This is a genomic window from Hydrogenispora ethanolica (assembly GCF_004340685.1).
GTDB classification, from domain to species: Bacteria; Bacillota; UBA4882; order UBA8346; family UBA8346; genus Hydrogenispora; species Hydrogenispora ethanolica.
In genome coordinates this window covers 1-15,814 of record NZ_SLUN01000001.1, presented here as the reverse complement: position 1 = coordinate 15,814, position 15,814 = coordinate 1, and the positions used below count along the sequence as shown (strand labels likewise).

The following is a 15,814-nucleotide window of genomic DNA, read 5'->3' as shown; positions in this document are numbered from 1 at the left end:
TCCGAAAGCATTGCCACGGCGGGCTCGTAACGGACCCATGGGTGAGCGGCTCGTACCATCGTCAAAGGCGCGAACCGCTCTTCCCGGAGGGGAGGCGGCGGGCGGAATGACTCCACCGGATTCATCCCGCCCCCGCTCCGTCCGGCCCATGCCGCTCTCCTCGGTACCGCTCCGCCGGCAAGGATCGTCCGAACCGTTTTCGCTTTGCTTTGAGCCAGCTTTTTTGCACGGATGTTGTGTTTCCGGCTTCCAATCCGGGCAGGGCCACACGGCGGCGTCCGCCGCGAGAGTCCGCGCCTCTCCCCGGGTCTGAATGGCCGGTCCGGTGTAAGCTCGATTTTTGCGGAGGTGATGATCTTGAACCAAGAAATGACTCTGAATAAGGAAAAGTGGCTGAAAGTAAAGGGCAAAAAGTTTTGGACCGAGGAGCGCCGCGCCTATCTCATGCTGGTGACGCCGGCGGCACTGCTCTATTACGCGGTGATGGCTTTCCCTTTCCTCTTCTCCCTGGTGCTAAGCTTCACCAATTATACTTCGGGAGAACTCGTCACCACTCCCATCCGTTTTATCGGCTTGAAACATTACTTGGATATGTTGGCCGACCCGTATTTCTGGATATCGCTGACCAATAACTTTTATATCGTCTTCATCTCGGTCTTTGGTCAGATCCCGCTGGGCTTCGTCATCGCCTATATTCTCCATCGCAAGCATGTCAAAATGACCGGTTTCTTTCAAACGATGATCTACTTTCCGACCATCATCTCCACCATCGTGGTCGGCATCCTCTGGCAATCGTTTTTCTCCCCCTATGGTCCGCTGACCGAGATCATTCAGCGCATCATCCCGGCCTGGGAGAACAACCTGTCGGTGGACCCCAAAACCGCCATGATCCCGGTGCTGCTGGCCGTGCTGTGGATGTACACCGGAAACTATCTCATCATCTTCCTCGCCAACCTGCAGAAGATCGACCCCGAGGTGATGGAGGCGTCCAAGATCGACGGCGCGTCCGAGGGGCAGGTGTTGCGGTACATCGTCTTGCCGGCGCTTTCGGGCGTCATCGTGACCTGCGCCATCCTGGCCATCTCCGGGTCGCTGAACAGCTTCGGGCTGATCTTCGCCATGACCCAGGGCAACCCGGCCCGCCGGACCTCGGTGCTGTCCCTCTACATGTATGACAACGCCTTCCGGGGCGCGCCCGACTACGGACTGGCCAATGCCATCTCCATTTTCATGGTCCTGATGAGTTTCGCCATGATCCTCATCACCAAAGCAGTGGAGAAAAAGTTTGGAGGTAGAGAATGATGCGGGACGGAGCGCTACGCGGCAAACGGCGGAGCGGCGAAATCAGCGGGACCACTCGGGCGCTGCTCTATATCGTGCTGATCGCCTTCACCGTGCTGACCATCTATCCGTTGATCTGGCTGACGATCAGTTCTTTCAAGACCACTCAGGAGTTCCAGCTCAACAAGCTGGGTTTGCCCATTCACTGGACGCTCATCAACTATCCCATTGCCTGGCAGATTGGCAATTTCGGCACGCTCTTCATGAACAGCCTGTTCTATACGACCGCTTCCACCTTGGCGGTGGTCTTTCTATCGCTGGCGGCGGGGTTCGCCTTCGCCAAGATCCGCTCGCGGGCCACGCCGCTATTGCACGGCAGTTTCGTCATCGGCATCCTGCTGACTATCCAGTCGCTGATGATACCACTTTTTCTGGTGGCCTCCGTCACCCGGCTGGTCGACACCCGGCTGGGGGTGCTCATTCCCTATGTCGGCATGGGGCTCCCTTTGGGCATTTATCTCTGTACCGAGTACATCAAGGGTTTTCCCGACGCGATCGTGGAATCGGCCCGGCTCGAAGGGGCCGGCTACCTCAAGATCTACGCCGCGATCATCGTGCCCATGGCCAAGCCGGTCTTCACCACCGTGGCGGTATTGAACGTCGCCGGCGTCTGGAACGAATTCATGCTCGTCAACATGCTGGTCTCCAAGGATGCGTTGCGTTCGTTGCCGGTGGGCATCTTCCGATTCTCCGGCGCGCTGGCCTCGGATTACGGAAAACAATTCGCCGCCTTGATGATCGGACTGATTCCGATGATCATCTTTTTCCTTTTCTTCCGCAACCAAATCACCAAAGGGGTATCCGCCGGAGCCGTCAAGTGAGGGAGTTTTGGGAGCGTGAGGCTCTCCGAAGCCGGTTTACTCTGACGGCGGTCGGCGCAGGATAAACCATCCTCAAGCATTGGAGTGAAAAAACCGGGGAAAGAAAGGAGTGATGGCGGTAGGGACAAGTAAAAAAGAAAAACCCAACCTGACGGGCCTGGCAGCGGGTCGGGTTGGGAACCGCGACAGAGAGACTCTGTCAACAGTATTACCTCTATTATAAACATTAAGGGGGATGACATTCAATGAAAAAGTTCGTCATTTTATTGACCGTAGCGCTATTACTGACGATAGCTTTTCCGGCGCTGGCCGTGGATTGGACCTTCAGCGGCTGGGCCCATTCGGAGAATACGATTGGGGAGAATGTCGACTGGAGTCCGACGCTTTCCGACGGCAAGACCAATAATCCTCACTATCTACAGACCAATGACGATCCTTCGGAATACGCCTTGGAAGCCCGTTTTACCGTAAACGCCAAAATCGACGACCAACACAGTTTTTTGTATCAGATCCGGACCAAAGGTTTCTACAATGACGGCGGTTGGAGCACCGGAACCAGCGGCGACGGCGTCGTTACCCGTTTGGCCTATGCCACCTGGAAACCCAGTGACAAATTGAGCATTGTCGCCGGAAAAAACGCCTACTGGTTGGCTAGTGGTCTACTCATGGACGACTTCGTCCGCGGGGTCAACCTCAACTATCAACTGACTGATAAGACCAGTCTGTTCGGGTTGATCGGCCGGTACGAATCGGGTTTGTCCACTCAAATTTACGCCGGCGCGCTCAATACCAATTTGGGTGGCGTGGATCTGGGCCTCACCGTATTGGGAAGCAATGATACCATTCAAGGTGGCGCCAAAGGGCTCGCCAACGCGACAAGCGATAAGTACGACGGTACTTTGATTTATGCGATCCATGGCGGCAAAAATATCGCCGAAGGATTGAATTTATCCGCGGCTTACGCTGTCAACAGCAAAGCGGAGGACGCATGGAAAACTGCCCGGGATAAAGATGAGAATAGCGCATACAAGGTTCAACTCGGGTACGGCGGGATCAAGAATCTCGGCCTGTATCTCCAATACTTTCAACAGGATGCCTTCATGATGTGGCCGACCGAGACCGGAAACCATATGGGCTGGTGGGGCGATATGTACAGTGCACCCACCGGGATCCATGGATTCAGGCTGATTGGTGAGTATAAGGTCAGCGATTATGTCGGTTTAACCCTTGCTCATGGCAGCTACAAATTGAACGATTCGTCATACAACGATGACACTTTCACCAAAACCACCTTGGAACTGACGATCGGATTCTAATCAAATTCAGCCGGAACCCCGCGGCTTTTCGCGGCGGGGTTTTCCATACCTCCGACGGCGACTTTCCTCCTTTGATCTGGCCTCTACTCCGGTAGAGGTATTTTTTTTGACAAGGGGCGGGGAACGGCGGGCATGGAGGGTTTTGCCATAAACTCCAGCTGAATCTGGGCCGAACCGGCAGGAGATTTCGGGCGGATTCCGTAATACATACCACAGAAGACAGGCGGCAGCGCCGCCGGAATAGCTGTCTTTGGCATAAAGCCGATCAAAGGGGTGCAGGAAGGTTGAACCCGGTCCAACATCAGAATCTGGAGACTGTCCAAAAGCTGGCGCTCACGCCGGAACTCCGCCAATCCCTGGCGGTTCTGCAGATGACAGCCGCTGAGCTCCAATCGTTCCTGGGCGAGCAGCTGGCGGATAATTGCCTGCTGGAAGTGGAGGAAGCGGCGGATGCGGGGCGGGAAGGGCCGGACGAAGCGGACGGGGCCGATGCTCCGGAGAAGCCCCAGGACGTCGATGTCCGGGAGTTAGCTGCCTATCTGCTGGCAGATGACGAGCGGGAGGAGACAGCGGCTTTCTCCGCCGGGCGGCGGGAGGAGGCGCCGGTTTATCCGGAAGCCTGGACCGACGAGAGCCAGTCGCTCCAGGATTACCTGCTGCAGCAATTGCGTCTTTGCGCCGGGAGCGGGGCCGAACTGGCCATCGGCCAATACCTGGTGGCCCATATCGACGACGACGGTTATCTGCGCTGCTCCACCCATGAAGCGGCGGCGGTTTTTGGAGTGGAAGACGCGCGGGTGGAGAAGGTGGTCCGGTTGGTGCAGAGTTTCGATCCCGCCGGAGTGGGGGCGCGAAGTATCTCGGAATGCTTGAGTCTGCAGATTGAGGCCGCCGAGGCGGCGGAGTCTGAAGCGGAGCTTCGCGCCATCGCCGCGGCGATCGCCCGGGATTACCTGGAGGAGCTGGCCGGCCGGAAACTGAATCAGATCGCGCATCAGCTAAAAAAACCGCTGGAAAAGGTGCAGGCCGCGGCCCATTGGCTCCGGAGCCTGAACCCCCGGCCGGGCCGGCTGATCGGCACTGCGCCCTTGACCGAGTATATCATCCCCGACGTGACCATCCGGGCCATCGGCAATGATTGGCTGATCGCGGTGAATGAACCCGATTCGGCCCGGCTCCGGGTGAGCGCCGTCTATCGCCAAATGCTCCGGCAGGAAGGGGCGATGGACCGGCAGAGCCAGGATTTTTTCGAAAAGAAACTGCGCGCCGCGGTCAGCCTGATCAAAGCGGTCGAACAACGCCGCGCGACGCTTTATAAAATGGCCGAGGCCATTCTCCATCTCCAGGGGGCGTTTTTCAGCCACGGGCCATCCGGTCTGAAACCCTTGACCCTAAAGCGGGTGGCGGAGGAGGCCGGATTCCACGAATCCACCGTCAGCCGTTCCCTGGCTGACAAGTATGTGGCGACCCCGTTCGGGGTGTATCCGTTTCAATACTTCTTCACCAGCGGCATCGCCACGGATGATCAACAGGCGGCCTCTTCCACGGTGATCAAAGGATTGCTCAAGCAGATCATCGCCGGGGAAGCGAAAGCGGAACCCTTCAGCGATCAGCAATTGGCGGAGGTCCTCAAAGAGCGCGGGGTCCGGATCTCCCGCCGGACCATCGCCAAATACCGCGAAGAGCTGGATATCCCGCCGTCGAATCTGCGCCGGGCGTATTAAGAGTTCGCCGGGTAAATAAAAAAACTGAGTATCAAGTCATTACCGCAGTAATAGGCAGTAATAGGATGAAATAAATTCGTTTTGATTCCATTTGCATTCGGCCTTCTATGTAAACGGCTTTGTTAAAAGTCGTTTGCATTAGGAATGCAAATCTTAATAAAGAAATTGAATTCAACCTATCCCGGCGAAGCCGGAACCAAAAAGAACGGGGAGCTCAATGTGGCGATGAAGTAAGCCCAAAAGCGACCTCTCCCCGGTCCTCTCCCCGGCGGTATTTCATCCATGAACCGCCGGACTGTATCCTTCCTGGATATGGTCCGGCGCGGTAAATTTTGAGGGCTCATTCGACGGGGAGGGGTCAATCGCTTGAAACGAGGGCCAATGTTGATGTAAAAAGGTAAGTTCTTTACGCGAATCAACCACGGAAATTAGGCCAAAGAGAAAGTCCCCCAAAAAGGCAATAATTTGTGGCAATCCACCCCTCCCCGTCGAGTCAACCATCAAAAAGACTGCGCCGGGGAGGGGACGGGGGAGAGGTCAGTTTTTAGACAATCAGCGCGGCAAGGATCAGTTTGATTCTAAAAACGTCGCTGTATAACCTTGTTACGCTTGAGTTTTCAAGATCACTTTAAAATATTCTACCCAAAATGAACTCAATTTCGTTCGTTATTATAGATGGCCTATATAGCTCCGCTCACCCTCTGACTGTACCCGGTTTTCGCCGCACTTCCCCGACTTATCCACAGCCAAAACCGTTAATCCGGTTAAACGGAACCGTTTATCCACAAAAATAGATCGCTTATCCACAAAAAGAGCTTGCTGAACGACTGAGCAAGCTCTCTCATTCACAAAACCAGCTTGCTTATCCACAAAACGAGCTTGCTGAGTGACTGAGCGAGCTCTCTCATTCACAAAACAAGCTCTCTTATCCACAAAACGAGCTTGCTGAGCGACTGAGCGAGCTCACTCATCCACAAAAAGAGCTCTCTTATCCACAAAACGAGCTTGCTGAACGAATGAGCTCTTTCAATTACCCAAAGCGATCTTGATTTACAAAACGTTCTCTTTTAGCTCCTCAACCCGGTCATGTATCCGCAAAATGAAGCGAAAAGGTAAATCCGCAAGAAACTACGTAAGCATAATAAGGATTAGGTCCAGCCTTCCTCCTCTCTCTTAGCTCTCCACGGCGGTAATCCATCCATGGACCGCCGTGCTTAAACCGTCCTGGTTCTGGCCCGGAATCGGGGAGAGTAACCAGGAAGGTTGTATTTTCTTGCGGTGGTATCTTGATGCTCAGTATAAAAAAAACCTCCGCACCGGAGTCCGGCACGGAGGTTTTTTGGAAGCTTATTTCTTTTTGGTATTCAACTCTTTGATGATTTGATCGCCGTTGATGCTCTTGAAGAAGGCCTCGTATTCCTTAAAGCCCTCTTCGATGGAGGAGGTGCCCAGAATCATCTTCAGGGCCAGTTCCTGGCGTTTCTTGACCAGAGACGGTCCGACCCGGTCGTAGGTCGGGGACGCGCCCGCCGGCACGACGTGTTTCGGGCCGGAATACTTGCTGATGTCTTTGGTCAGTTTCAAATAGGTGGAATTCATGTCCTCGTTGGGGAATTTGAATCCGAAGTTCAATTGGTCGACGTCGACGAACATCTTCATCACCTGGGTCAGATCCAGCGTCATTCCGCCGCTTTCCGCCTGCGGAGTCAGCTTGGCGTTGTTGCCCTCAATGGTGTAGTGTTTGCCGGGGAGACCGATCCGGACCGCTTTTAAGCCATCCGGAGTATAGTACATCCAGGCGATCAGGTCGGTGGCTGCTTGCGGCGCCTTGGATTTGGGAGAAACGGCATAGGCGTCTTGAACCGCCTCATTTAAAGTTCCGCCCAAGCCCTTCGGACCGGTCAACCGGAAAAGCGGATGGAGATCCGGTTTGATATTGGGGGTCAACCGGGTGATTTCGCCGTAATAGTAGAAATAGCGATTGTCGTAGTCCAGGTTGACGGCAGCCTTGCCGGAGATCAGATTGTTCCGGAGCGTGGTATTGTCGCAAGTCGGGAACTCTTTATCGAGGATCCCCTCTTTATACAGCCGGTTGACATACTTCAGGCATTCCTTCATTTCCGGAGAGTTGAAGGCGTCATAATACTTGCCCCGCTTGTTCTTGATGAACTCGTCATAAGCGCCGAACGTGCTGTAGAAGAACGGCATGTTATCCATGAATTTCGGGAAAGAGAGCGGGATGATGTCTTTTACCTTTTTCATTTCATTGTAGAATTCCTCAGTGGTCGGAGTGCTGGAAAGTTTGACGCCGTATTTGTCGAGGATATCCTTCCGCGTCCAGAGGACTTTCTCGGATTCTTTTCCCATCGGAATGGCATGAATCTTGCCGTTGACTCTCATATAGTTGAAGTATTTGCGATCGATCTTCCGGAATTCTTTAACCTTCCGGACGTACTTATCCAACTCGGCGGTATAGCCCCGGTTGGTGTACGCCTGGACATTGACCATGGCTTTGGTCACCCGGTAAACATCGGGGATGTCTCCGGAAGCCAACAAGACGTTGATCTTGTCGGAATACGCATTCATCGGGATGGCCAGCATCTTGATGGAGGTTTTCGTCTGTTTCTCCATGTAATCCTTGACCGCTTCCTGCAGGCCGGGGTCGGTCGAAGCGCCCCAGTTGGGCATGCACACCGTCAGATTCGCGGGGGCCTTGGCCGTAAACCCGGCCGCGCTCATCAGCGTAAGCGTCAATAAACCAATCACTACCAACAATACGGTCCTCTTAGCATTCCACACGCTTCCTACCTCCTAATTCTTTTTGGATTGGGGATGGGGCACGGTTTTTAGAATCCGGGCGTCAACTCCTTTCCGGTTCGGGATATCCCGGTGTATGATGAAGATTAAGCTCATCCCTTAATCGATCCCAGCATGATTCCGGAGACGAAATGCCGTTGGATGAAGGGATAAAGGATCAAAACCGGCAACATGGCCACGAGCATGACGGCCATCTTAAAGTTGCTGTATACGCGGTTCGCTCCCGACTGGATCGAAGCGTTGTCGAAGACCAACTGACGCAGCAGGACCTGGATCGTATATTTGGTGGCGTCATTGATGAACATCAGCACGTTAATATACTGGTTCCAGTAGAATACGACATAGAAGAGGGTGATGGCGGCGATGATCGGGATGGAGACCGGAATGACGATCTTAAAGAGGATCCCGACCTCGGAACAACCGTCCAGCCGGGCCGATTCCATCAAACTCTCCGGAATGGACATCATGTAATTTTTCACTAAGATTAGATTATAGGTCGAGACCAGGACCGGGATGAATAACGCCGCATAAGTATCGATCAGCTTCAAGCTTCGCACCACGACGTAAAAAGGCATGATTCCGGCGTCAAAGACCATGGTCACGAAGATGAAGCCCATGAAGAACCTGCGGAAGACCAAATCCTTTTGAGCCAACACATAACCGGCGAGCAGGGTCAGGACCATGGACAATGCCGTGCCCACGACGGTTACGAAGATCGAATTCAGAAATCCCCTCATGTATCCGCTCTGGAAGACGACCGCATAACAGTTGAAATTAATCTCCGTCGGAAGCATGATAAAATCCCGGTAAATCACTTGATGGTCCGGGGCCAGGGAAGTGACCAGGGCCATCCACAATGGAAAAAGGACCGCCAGCGCAATCAACACGCACAGGGTGACATTGAGAACCAAGAATACTTTTCGGCCCAAACTGAGCTGATAAACCATCTTCTCCACCTCGTATCAAGAATTGAAAATTATTTGATTACAAAATGCTTTCGTGCATGACTTTTTTGCTCAAGCTGTTGGTGCCGAATACCAGAAGTAAGCTGGTAATGGAGGTAAATAGGCCGATGGCGGTGGCGAAACCGATGTCGCCGTTTAAAAGCCCTTCCGTAAACGAATAGGTCTGCAACACTTCGGATACTTGGTAGACGGCCGGGTTATACATCACCAAAATCTGTTCGAACACCCGCAAAATATTGGATACTTGCAACAGCAGGACTACCGCGATGGTACTGCGCAGACAGGGCAGGGTGATGTGCCAGAGCCGACCCCAGTATCCGGCGCCGTCCACCAGCGCCGCATCATAAAGCTCGGGATCGATGGTAGCCAGCGTCGCGATATAGATGACCGTTCCATAGCCGACGTCTTTCCAAAGGTGGGACGAGACCAGAATGGAACGGAACCAGTCCGGGGAAACCATGAAAAAGATCGGCTTTCCACCGAAGATTTTGATGATCTCATTGACAGGGCCCGAACCGGGGGAAAGAAGCATTACAAAGAGGCTGCCGACGACCGCCCAGGAGAAAAAGTGCGGGATATAAATGGTGAATTGCAGGGCCCGTTTGAAGCGGACGCTGCGGAACTCGTTTAGCAGCAGCGACAGAATGACCGGGACCGGGAAATAAAAGATCAGGTAATAGGCGCTGATAATCAACGTATTACCAAAAGAAGTCCAAAAGCCGGGCGACTGAAACAAGCGCCTGAAATTATCCAGGCCGACAAAAGAGATGTTGGCGGAGAGACCCGAATCGGTAAAGGCCAGATACGAGCCGATCATGGGCAGGTATTTAAAGATAATATACCAGATCAGGGTCGGAAGCAGCATTAATAACAGAAATCGCTGCTGTTTCAGCCTGATCAGGAGTTTTGACGGCGTCCTCTCAGTCATAAACTCCAGGCTCTTTTGGGCTTGCGCCGAATTGTTCATCATTGGCTCACTCCTTGAAGTATCGTTAGATTTGATTTATGATTAAATAAAATTTAACTTTGACTTTGGATTTGTGTTAACCGAAGCCTAGATAGTGTTATTGCTTCCTTGATCTGGCTTGACCACTCTAACGTAATTTTAACATTTTGCAATAGGGGCGCAAAGCAAGATATGCGGTTTATTTTTAATATTCACAAAAAATGCATGAGTTTTAGTCCAGCCCGCCGGATGAAACGGGCGTATTCCCAAACTGTTGCCGTAAAACCCCATTGCGAGCAGGAGCATTCCGCAAAATCCCCCTAAAAAAGTCGCAAAATGGACAAAAATGATGCAGATTTAAAACGCAAAAATGAGTATCATAGAAAGTAGCGATGGAACGCCCGCGTTTCAAAGCCGCCAAAAAGTCGCAAGACGGGATGCCTTCGGGGCAATCCCTTTCGACGAGGAAGAGCAGGAGGGGTCCGCTTGATTGAAGTGGAAAATGTCACCAAGCGGTATGGCAGCCGGCTGGCTGTCGACCGGTTAAGCTTCACCGTCAACCGGGGGGAGGTCCTGGGTTTCCTGGGACCGAACGGCGCTGGGAAAACCACCACCATGAATATTCTGACCGGCTACATCTCGGCCAGTTCGGGAAGGGTCCGGGTGAACGGGCTCGACATCCTGGAGGCGCCGTCCGAGGTGAAGCGGACGATCGGATACCTGCCGGAAACGCCGCCGCTCTATCCGGAGATGACGGTCCGGGAGTATCTGAACTTCGTCGCCGAACTGAAAAAAGTATCCCGGGCCGACCGCTTTAGGAACTTGGAGCGCCTCGTCGACCTGGTCAGGCTGCAAGAGGTCTGGCCCCGCTTGATCAAAAACCTCTCCAAGGGGTATAAGCAGCGGGTGGGCCTGGCCCAAGCGCTCATCGGCGCGCCGGAGGTTTTAATCCTGGACGAGCCCACCGTCGGTCTCGATCCCAAACAGATCATCGAGATCCGCAATCTCATCCGGGACCTCGGCAAGGAGCACACCATCCTTTTGAGTTCCCATATTCTCTCGGAAGTCAGCATGGTCTGCGAACGGGTTCTCATCATCAACCGGGGGCGGATCGTCGCCGGGGATACCCCGGAGAATCTGACGCGCAGCCTCGCCACAGGCAGCAAGCTGGCCCTGCGGATCGCCGGTCCCCCGGAAAGCGTCGCCGATCTGCTGCGCCGGATTCCCGGCGTCAAGTCCCTGGAGGCCCAGGGGGTCCGGGAACCGGGAACCATTGATCTGCTGGTCGAAGCGGAGTCGGAGGCCGATATCCGCCGCGCGGTCTTTGCCGCCCTGAGCCAGGCCGGGTATCCGCTGTTGATGATGCGCGCCGTCGATCTGAGCCTGGAGGAGGTTTTCCTCCAAGTCACCGGCGACAGTGCGCCACCGGCCGGCCAACCTTCGCCCGAACGGGAGGTGTCGTGAGATGGGCGCGATTATCAAACGCGAATTGAGAGCCTATTTCGGAACGACCATCGGCTATATCTTTCTGGGCTTTTTCTTATTGGTCGCCGGAATCTTCTTCACCATGGTCAACCTGCTCCCGGCGAATCCCGATTTTAACGGCACCCTCAGCACCATTAATTTCGTCTTCATGCTAGTCGTTCCGGTCCTGACGATGCGGCTCTTCGCCGAAGAGTCCCGCCAAAAAACGGATCAGCTCCTTTTCACCAGCCCGCTTTCGCTCACCCGGATCGTGCTCGGCAAATACTTCGCGGCCCTGACCGTGTTCCTCTGCGCGTTGCTGATCACCGGCCTCTATCCGTTGCTGCTCAATTTTTTCGGCAGCATGGCGACGGGGCGGATCATCGGCGGCTATCTGGGTTTTTTCCTGCTGGGCGCTTGCTTCATCGCGGTCGGCCTATTCATCTCCTCGGCCACGGAAAACCAGGTGAGCGCGGCGGTAATCACCTTTTCGGCGTTGCTCTTCTGCTGGATGGCGGAGCTGATCGCTCCGGCGCTGCCGGACAGCGGCGCCAGCGGACTGGTCTTCATGGGACTGGTGGTCCTGGGCGTCGCCTGGCTCCTCTTCCACATCACCCGGGACCGTTACCTGCCGTTCCTCGCCGGAGCGGCCGGAGCCGGCTCGCTGGCGCTGGTCTACTGGCTGGCGCCGGGCTGGTATGACGGCATCGTGAGCAAGGTGCTGGACTGGTTCTCCCTGTATAAACGGTATCATAACTTCGCCCAAGGCAATCTGACCCTCGGCGGTCTGGTGTACTATCTGACCTTTGCCACGGCTTTCGTCTTTTTGACAGTGCGGCAGATTGAGAAACGGCGTTGGAGCTAGGCCGCGGTCCAACAAGAACTTCCGCTTTATAAGCCATGTGATAAAGTCTCTTTCCAAACGATTCGACTGGCAAGAGGATTTCAAAACGACTTTATCACTTGCTTCTCTGAGCTTTTGTGTTCACCCTGGCCTTCGGACAGGGTTTATCACAACGCTTTTATAAGCCATGTGATAAAGTCTCTTTCCAAACGATTCGACTGGCAAGAGGATTTCAAAACGACTTTATCACTTGCTTCTCTGAGCTTTTGTGAACACCCCGACCTTCGGACGGGGTTTATCACAACGCTTTTAGTAGACGAGGAGGAATCAAGGTGAAAGTCGCTGATATCCGGCAATCTTTTACGGATCCCAAGTTCCGCCACGGCGGTTACGCCGCGTTGATCACTGCCATCGTACTGGCGATCCTGGTGGTCCTCAATATCGTGGCCGATCAAACCGCGCTCAAATGGGATCTCTCCGAGCACCGCTGGTTTACATTGTCCCCGCAGACCCAGGCCGCGCTGGAACGGTTGCGGAAACCCGTCACCATCTACCGGCTGGGTACGGCCGGCGGCGGCGACCCGCTGGTGAAGGAGTTATTACAGCGCTACCGGGACCGTTGCCGGTTCATTACCGTCCGGGCCGTCGATCCCGACCGGAACCCGGGTTTTGTGGAGCAATTCCGCGGCGACGGCGGGGACCTGACGGCCGGCAGCCTGATCGTCAGCGCCGGGGCGCGCTACAAAACCATTCGCGCCGAAGACCTCTTCCATTACGACGACAGCGTTCCCGGGCGGCGGCAGGTGACCTCCCTGGCCCTGGAACAGCGGGTCACCGGGGCGCTCCTCTATCTGGACAGGGCCCGCAATCCGGTGATCTACACGCTCTCCGGCCACCAGGAGGAGCCCCTGGATGACGATATCCTCCGGCAGCTGGAGGCGGAGAATTATACCGTCAAGGAACTGTCGCTCTTCACCCGGTCCATCCCGGGAGACGCCGACATTCTGATGGTGGTCTCGCCGAAACGGGACCTGACCGCCGCCGAGGCGGCCAAGCTCCGCGACTTCCTGGCCGGGGGCGGCCGGGCCGCCCTGCTGATCGATCTGACCCGGAGCGATTACCCGAATCTGGGATCGGTTCTGGCCGGCTACGGGGTGGCCGTCCGGCGGCTGATGGTGGTGGAGGACGACAGTTCGTTCAACGCCGGCAACCCCATCTTCCTGCTGCCGCGGCTGGCCGCCCATCCCATTGTCGCCGCCTTGCGGGAGCAGAAAATGCCGGTGCTGATCCCGGCCAGCCAGGCCATTCAGACGCTGGAAGTCAAGAAACGGACCGTGACGGTGGAGCCCCTGCTGACCACGTCGGCGAAGGCCTGGGGCCAAACCCGTTTCGGCGACGCCGCCCTTCAGCGGAGCGACGCCGCCCCGGCGGGGCCCTTTACGCTGGCGGCGGCCGTCAGCGACTCGCCCGGCGCCGGCCGGAGCCGCGCCGCCAAACTGGTGCTGATGGGCAGCGCCTTATTCCTGAACCCCCAATTTAGCGGGAGCGTCCCCGGGAATACCAGTCTGTTGACGAACAGCTTGAACTGGCTCTCCGACCAGCAGGGCGGATTGTCGATCCAACCCAAAAGCCTGCTCTCGCTCCGGCTGAATATGAACGGGTTTCAGGCGTTAATCTGCGCGGGGATCGCCGTGATCCTGATCCCTCTGGCGGTGCTGGCCGCGGGAGTGACGGTCTGGCTGAGAAGGAGGCACCGATGAGCGGAGCGACGCGGCGCGGCCGGAACCTTTTGATCCTGGGCGGAATCCTGCTGGTATTGCTCGGTTCCTGCGCCTATTTGCAATTCCAGGCGCGACAGGGAGCGGGGGCGAAAACCGCCCCGGATCCGCCGCCGCGCCTCATTTCCCGGCTGGACGAGGCCCGGATCGCCCGGCTCGTCCTGGAATCGCCCCAAGGGAAGCTGACCCTGGTGCAGCGGGACGGGGCTTGGAATGTCGACGCGCCCTATCCGGTCAAGCTGGATCCGGTGGCCCTCTATGGGCTGGTGGCCAACTTCACCGCGCTCCGGGCGCGGGAAGTGATCGACCCGCGGCCCGGGGATCTGGCCCCCTACGGACTGGCCCGGCCGGCGCTGACGGCCAGCGCCGTGCTGACCGACGGGACGGAGCGCCGCTATGCGCTGGGCGATCTGGCTCCCAGCGGCGCGGGATATTATCTGAAGGCTCCGGCCGACCCCGCCGTCTACCTGATCGCCGCTTCCGACGGCCGGAAATTCCGGTATTCGCTGGCGGATCTCCGGGACCGGGAGCTGCCCGCGGTCGCGCCCGAGCGGCTCAATTATTTTAAGCTCTCCCGGAGCGGCGGGGCAGCCATCGAGATCGTGCCCGACGACAGCGCCGGGGGCGGGAGGTCCGATAGTCCGCTGAGCGTCTGGAAGATGGTCCAGCCCTACCGGGAGCCCAAACCGGTCAACAGCGACCGTTTCAAGCCGGTCCTCGACGCCTTGGCCGGACTGAGCACCCTGACCGAGGTGGTGGCGGACCATCCGGCCGATTTGGCCCCATACGGCCTGGCGCCGGCCCGGGCCGAGCTGATCGCCGGAGACGGCCAGACCCGTCTCCACTTGCTGATCGGGAAGGAACGCGACGCGGAACAGGTCTATTGCAAGCTCGCCGACGAAGCGCGGGTCTTCACCCTGCCCCAGGCCGGCCTGGCCTTTGTGGAGACCAAGCCCTTCGCTCTGATCGAGCGCTTCGTCTGTCTGGTCAATATTGACGCGGTGGAGCGGATCGAGGTGGCCGCGGCGGGCCGGACCCGCACCATCGCCATCGTCCGGAAACCTTCCGCCGCGACCGGGGGCGAGGCGGCGACGTTCCGGGTGGACGGCAAGACGGTCGCCGCCGCCCCGTTCCGTAAGTATTACCAGAGCCTGATCGGGCTGATGGCCGAGGCCGAGAACGACCGGGGGCCGGTGCGGGAAGCCCCGGAGGTGAGGACCAGCTTCTTTTTGCGCCAGGGCCCGCAAGAAGGGGAACGCCGCGTCCTTACGGTCAATTACCTTCCCTACAACGCTGATTTTTACGCCGTGGAGCGCGACGGCCGGACCGAGTTTCTCATCTCCAGGGAGCAGGTCGGGGAGATGCTGCGCCGGCTGGCGGCGTTGGCCCGGGGCCGGTGACGGAGGATGATATGAAAAAAACCCAGTGAAGACTGGGTTTTTTGTTTGCGGTGGAAACGGCTTCCACCGTGCTGCCTGCAGTAAAGCTCAGGGGGAGAGTCGATTTTGGGCCAAAGAACTCACCCCTTGAGTCACCGGAGAGCCAGTAGTCACCATAGTACCTTTCCCCCCTTTTTGAAGCAAGCCGGTTCAGAAAGCGAAAAAAGGGAACCTTGTATTACCGGGGCTTCCCCGACTTATCCACAGTCCAAATTCATTAACCATATTCAACGAAACCATTTATCCACAGCAATAGATGGTTTATTCACAAAAAGAACTCTTTTATTCACAAAAAGAGCTCGCTCAGCGACTGAAAGAGCTCATTCTTCCGAAAAAGAGCTCTTTCATTCACAAAAAGA

11 protein-coding genes are annotated in these 15,814 nt (G+C 56.2%); 8 read left to right on the top strand and 3 right to left on the bottom strand.

Features of this window, described 5'->3' with window-relative positions:
• Nucleotides 1-357: 357 nt before the first annotated feature.
• The 4 genes from EDC14_RS00055 (at nt 358) to rpoN (ending at nt 5,202) form a co-directional block, all read left to right on the top strand.
• Entirely contained in the window at nt 358-1,302 is a 945-nt protein-coding gene (locus tag EDC14_RS00055) for a carbohydrate ABC transporter permease (RefSeq protein ID WP_243662746.1), read from the top strand.
• Nucleotides 1,299-2,162, top strand: a complete 864-nt coding sequence (locus EDC14_RS00050; RefSeq protein WP_243662745.1) for a carbohydrate ABC transporter permease — start codon at nt 1,299-1,301, stop codon at nt 2,160-2,162. Before EDC14_RS00055 ends, EDC14_RS00050 begins: the two co-directional genes overlap by 4 nt.
• Nucleotides 2,163-2,407: 245 nt before the next feature.
• Nucleotides 2,408-3,478 carry a hypothetical protein gene (locus tag EDC14_RS00045; protein ID WP_132012138.1) on the top strand — a complete coding sequence of 357 codons (1,071 nt, stop codon included), beginning with the start codon at nt 2,408-2,410 and terminating at the stop codon, nt 3,476-3,478.
• Nucleotides 3,479-3,762: 284 nt separating this feature from the next.
• Nucleotides 3,763-5,202, top strand: coding sequence for an RNA polymerase factor sigma-54 (gene rpoN / locus EDC14_RS00040; RefSeq protein WP_165907666.1), 1,440 nt, complete (start codon nt 3,763-3,765; stop codon nt 5,200-5,202).
• A 1,347-nt stretch (nt 5,203-6,549) separates the two neighbouring features.
• Here the strand turns inward: rpoN and EDC14_RS00035 are convergent.
• From EDC14_RS00035 to EDC14_RS00025, 3 genes are all read right to left on the bottom strand, one after another.
• A complete protein-coding gene (locus EDC14_RS00035; RefSeq protein WP_132012136.1) occupies nt 6,550-8,001 on the bottom strand; it encodes an extracellular solute-binding protein in 1,452 nt (483 codons plus the stop codon).
• A 110-nt stretch (nt 8,002-8,111) separates the two neighbouring features.
• On the bottom strand, nt 8,112-8,966 hold the full coding sequence (locus EDC14_RS00030; protein ID WP_132012135.1) for a carbohydrate ABC transporter permease: 855 nt from the start codon (nt 8,964-8,966) through the stop codon (nt 8,112-8,114).
• Between the two features lie 37 nt (nt 8,967-9,003).
• On the bottom strand, nt 9,004-9,954 hold the full coding sequence (locus EDC14_RS00025) for an ABC transporter permease (protein ID WP_132012134.1): 951 nt from the start codon (nt 9,952-9,954) through the stop codon (nt 9,004-9,006).
• Between the two features lie 462 nt (nt 9,955-10,416).
• On the opposite strand from EDC14_RS00025, the gene EDC14_RS00020 reads away from it, so the two are divergent.
• The 4 genes from EDC14_RS00020 (at nt 10,417) to EDC14_RS00005 (ending at nt 15,416) form a co-directional block, all read left to right on the top strand.
• Entirely contained in the window at nt 10,417-11,394 is a 978-nt protein-coding gene (locus EDC14_RS00020; protein ID WP_132012133.1) for an ABC transporter ATP-binding protein, read from the top strand.
• Between the two features lies 1 nt (nt 11,395).
• A complete protein-coding gene (locus EDC14_RS00015; RefSeq protein ID WP_132012132.1) occupies nt 11,396-12,259 on the top strand; it encodes an ABC transporter permease in 864 nt (287 codons plus the stop codon).
• A 311-nt stretch (nt 12,260-12,570) separates the two neighbouring features.
• The gene (locus EDC14_RS00010; RefSeq protein WP_165907665.1) at nt 12,571-13,998 is read left to right on the top strand and encodes a GldG family protein; all 1,428 of its coding nucleotides are present in this window, start codon (nt 12,571-12,573) and stop codon (nt 13,996-13,998) included.
• Nucleotides 13,995-15,416, top strand: a complete 1,422-nt coding sequence (locus EDC14_RS00005; protein ID WP_132012130.1) for a DUF4340 domain-containing protein — start codon at nt 13,995-13,997, stop codon at nt 15,414-15,416. The genes EDC14_RS00010 and EDC14_RS00005 overlap by 4 nt, the downstream gene beginning before the upstream one ends.
• Nucleotides 15,417-15,814 lie beyond the last annotated feature (398 nt).

What these genes read in the sequence shown, in the direction of transcription:
- EDC14_RS00015 (WP_132012132.1), top strand. Translation starts at nt 11,396, where the DNA reads ATGGGCGCGATTATCAAACGCGAATTGAGAGCCTATTTCGGAACGACC.
- EDC14_RS00025 (WP_132012134.1), bottom strand. Translation starts at nt 9,954, where the DNA reads ATGATGAACAATTCGGCGCAAGCCCAAAAGAGCCTGGAGTTTATGACT.
- EDC14_RS00045 (WP_132012138.1), top strand. Translation starts at nt 2,408, where the DNA reads ATGAAAAAGTTCGTCATTTTATTGACCGTAGCGCTATTACTGACGATA.
- EDC14_RS00050 (WP_243662745.1), top strand. Translation starts at nt 1,299, where the DNA reads ATGATGCGGGACGGAGCGCTACGCGGCAAACGGCGGAGCGGCGAAATC.
- EDC14_RS00005 (WP_132012130.1), top strand. Translation starts at nt 13,995, where the DNA reads ATGAGCGGAGCGACGCGGCGCGGCCGGAACCTTTTGATCCTGGGCGGA.
- EDC14_RS00030 (WP_132012135.1), bottom strand. Translation starts at nt 8,966, where the DNA reads ATGGTTTATCAGCTCAGTTTGGGCCGAAAAGTATTCTTGGTTCTCAAT.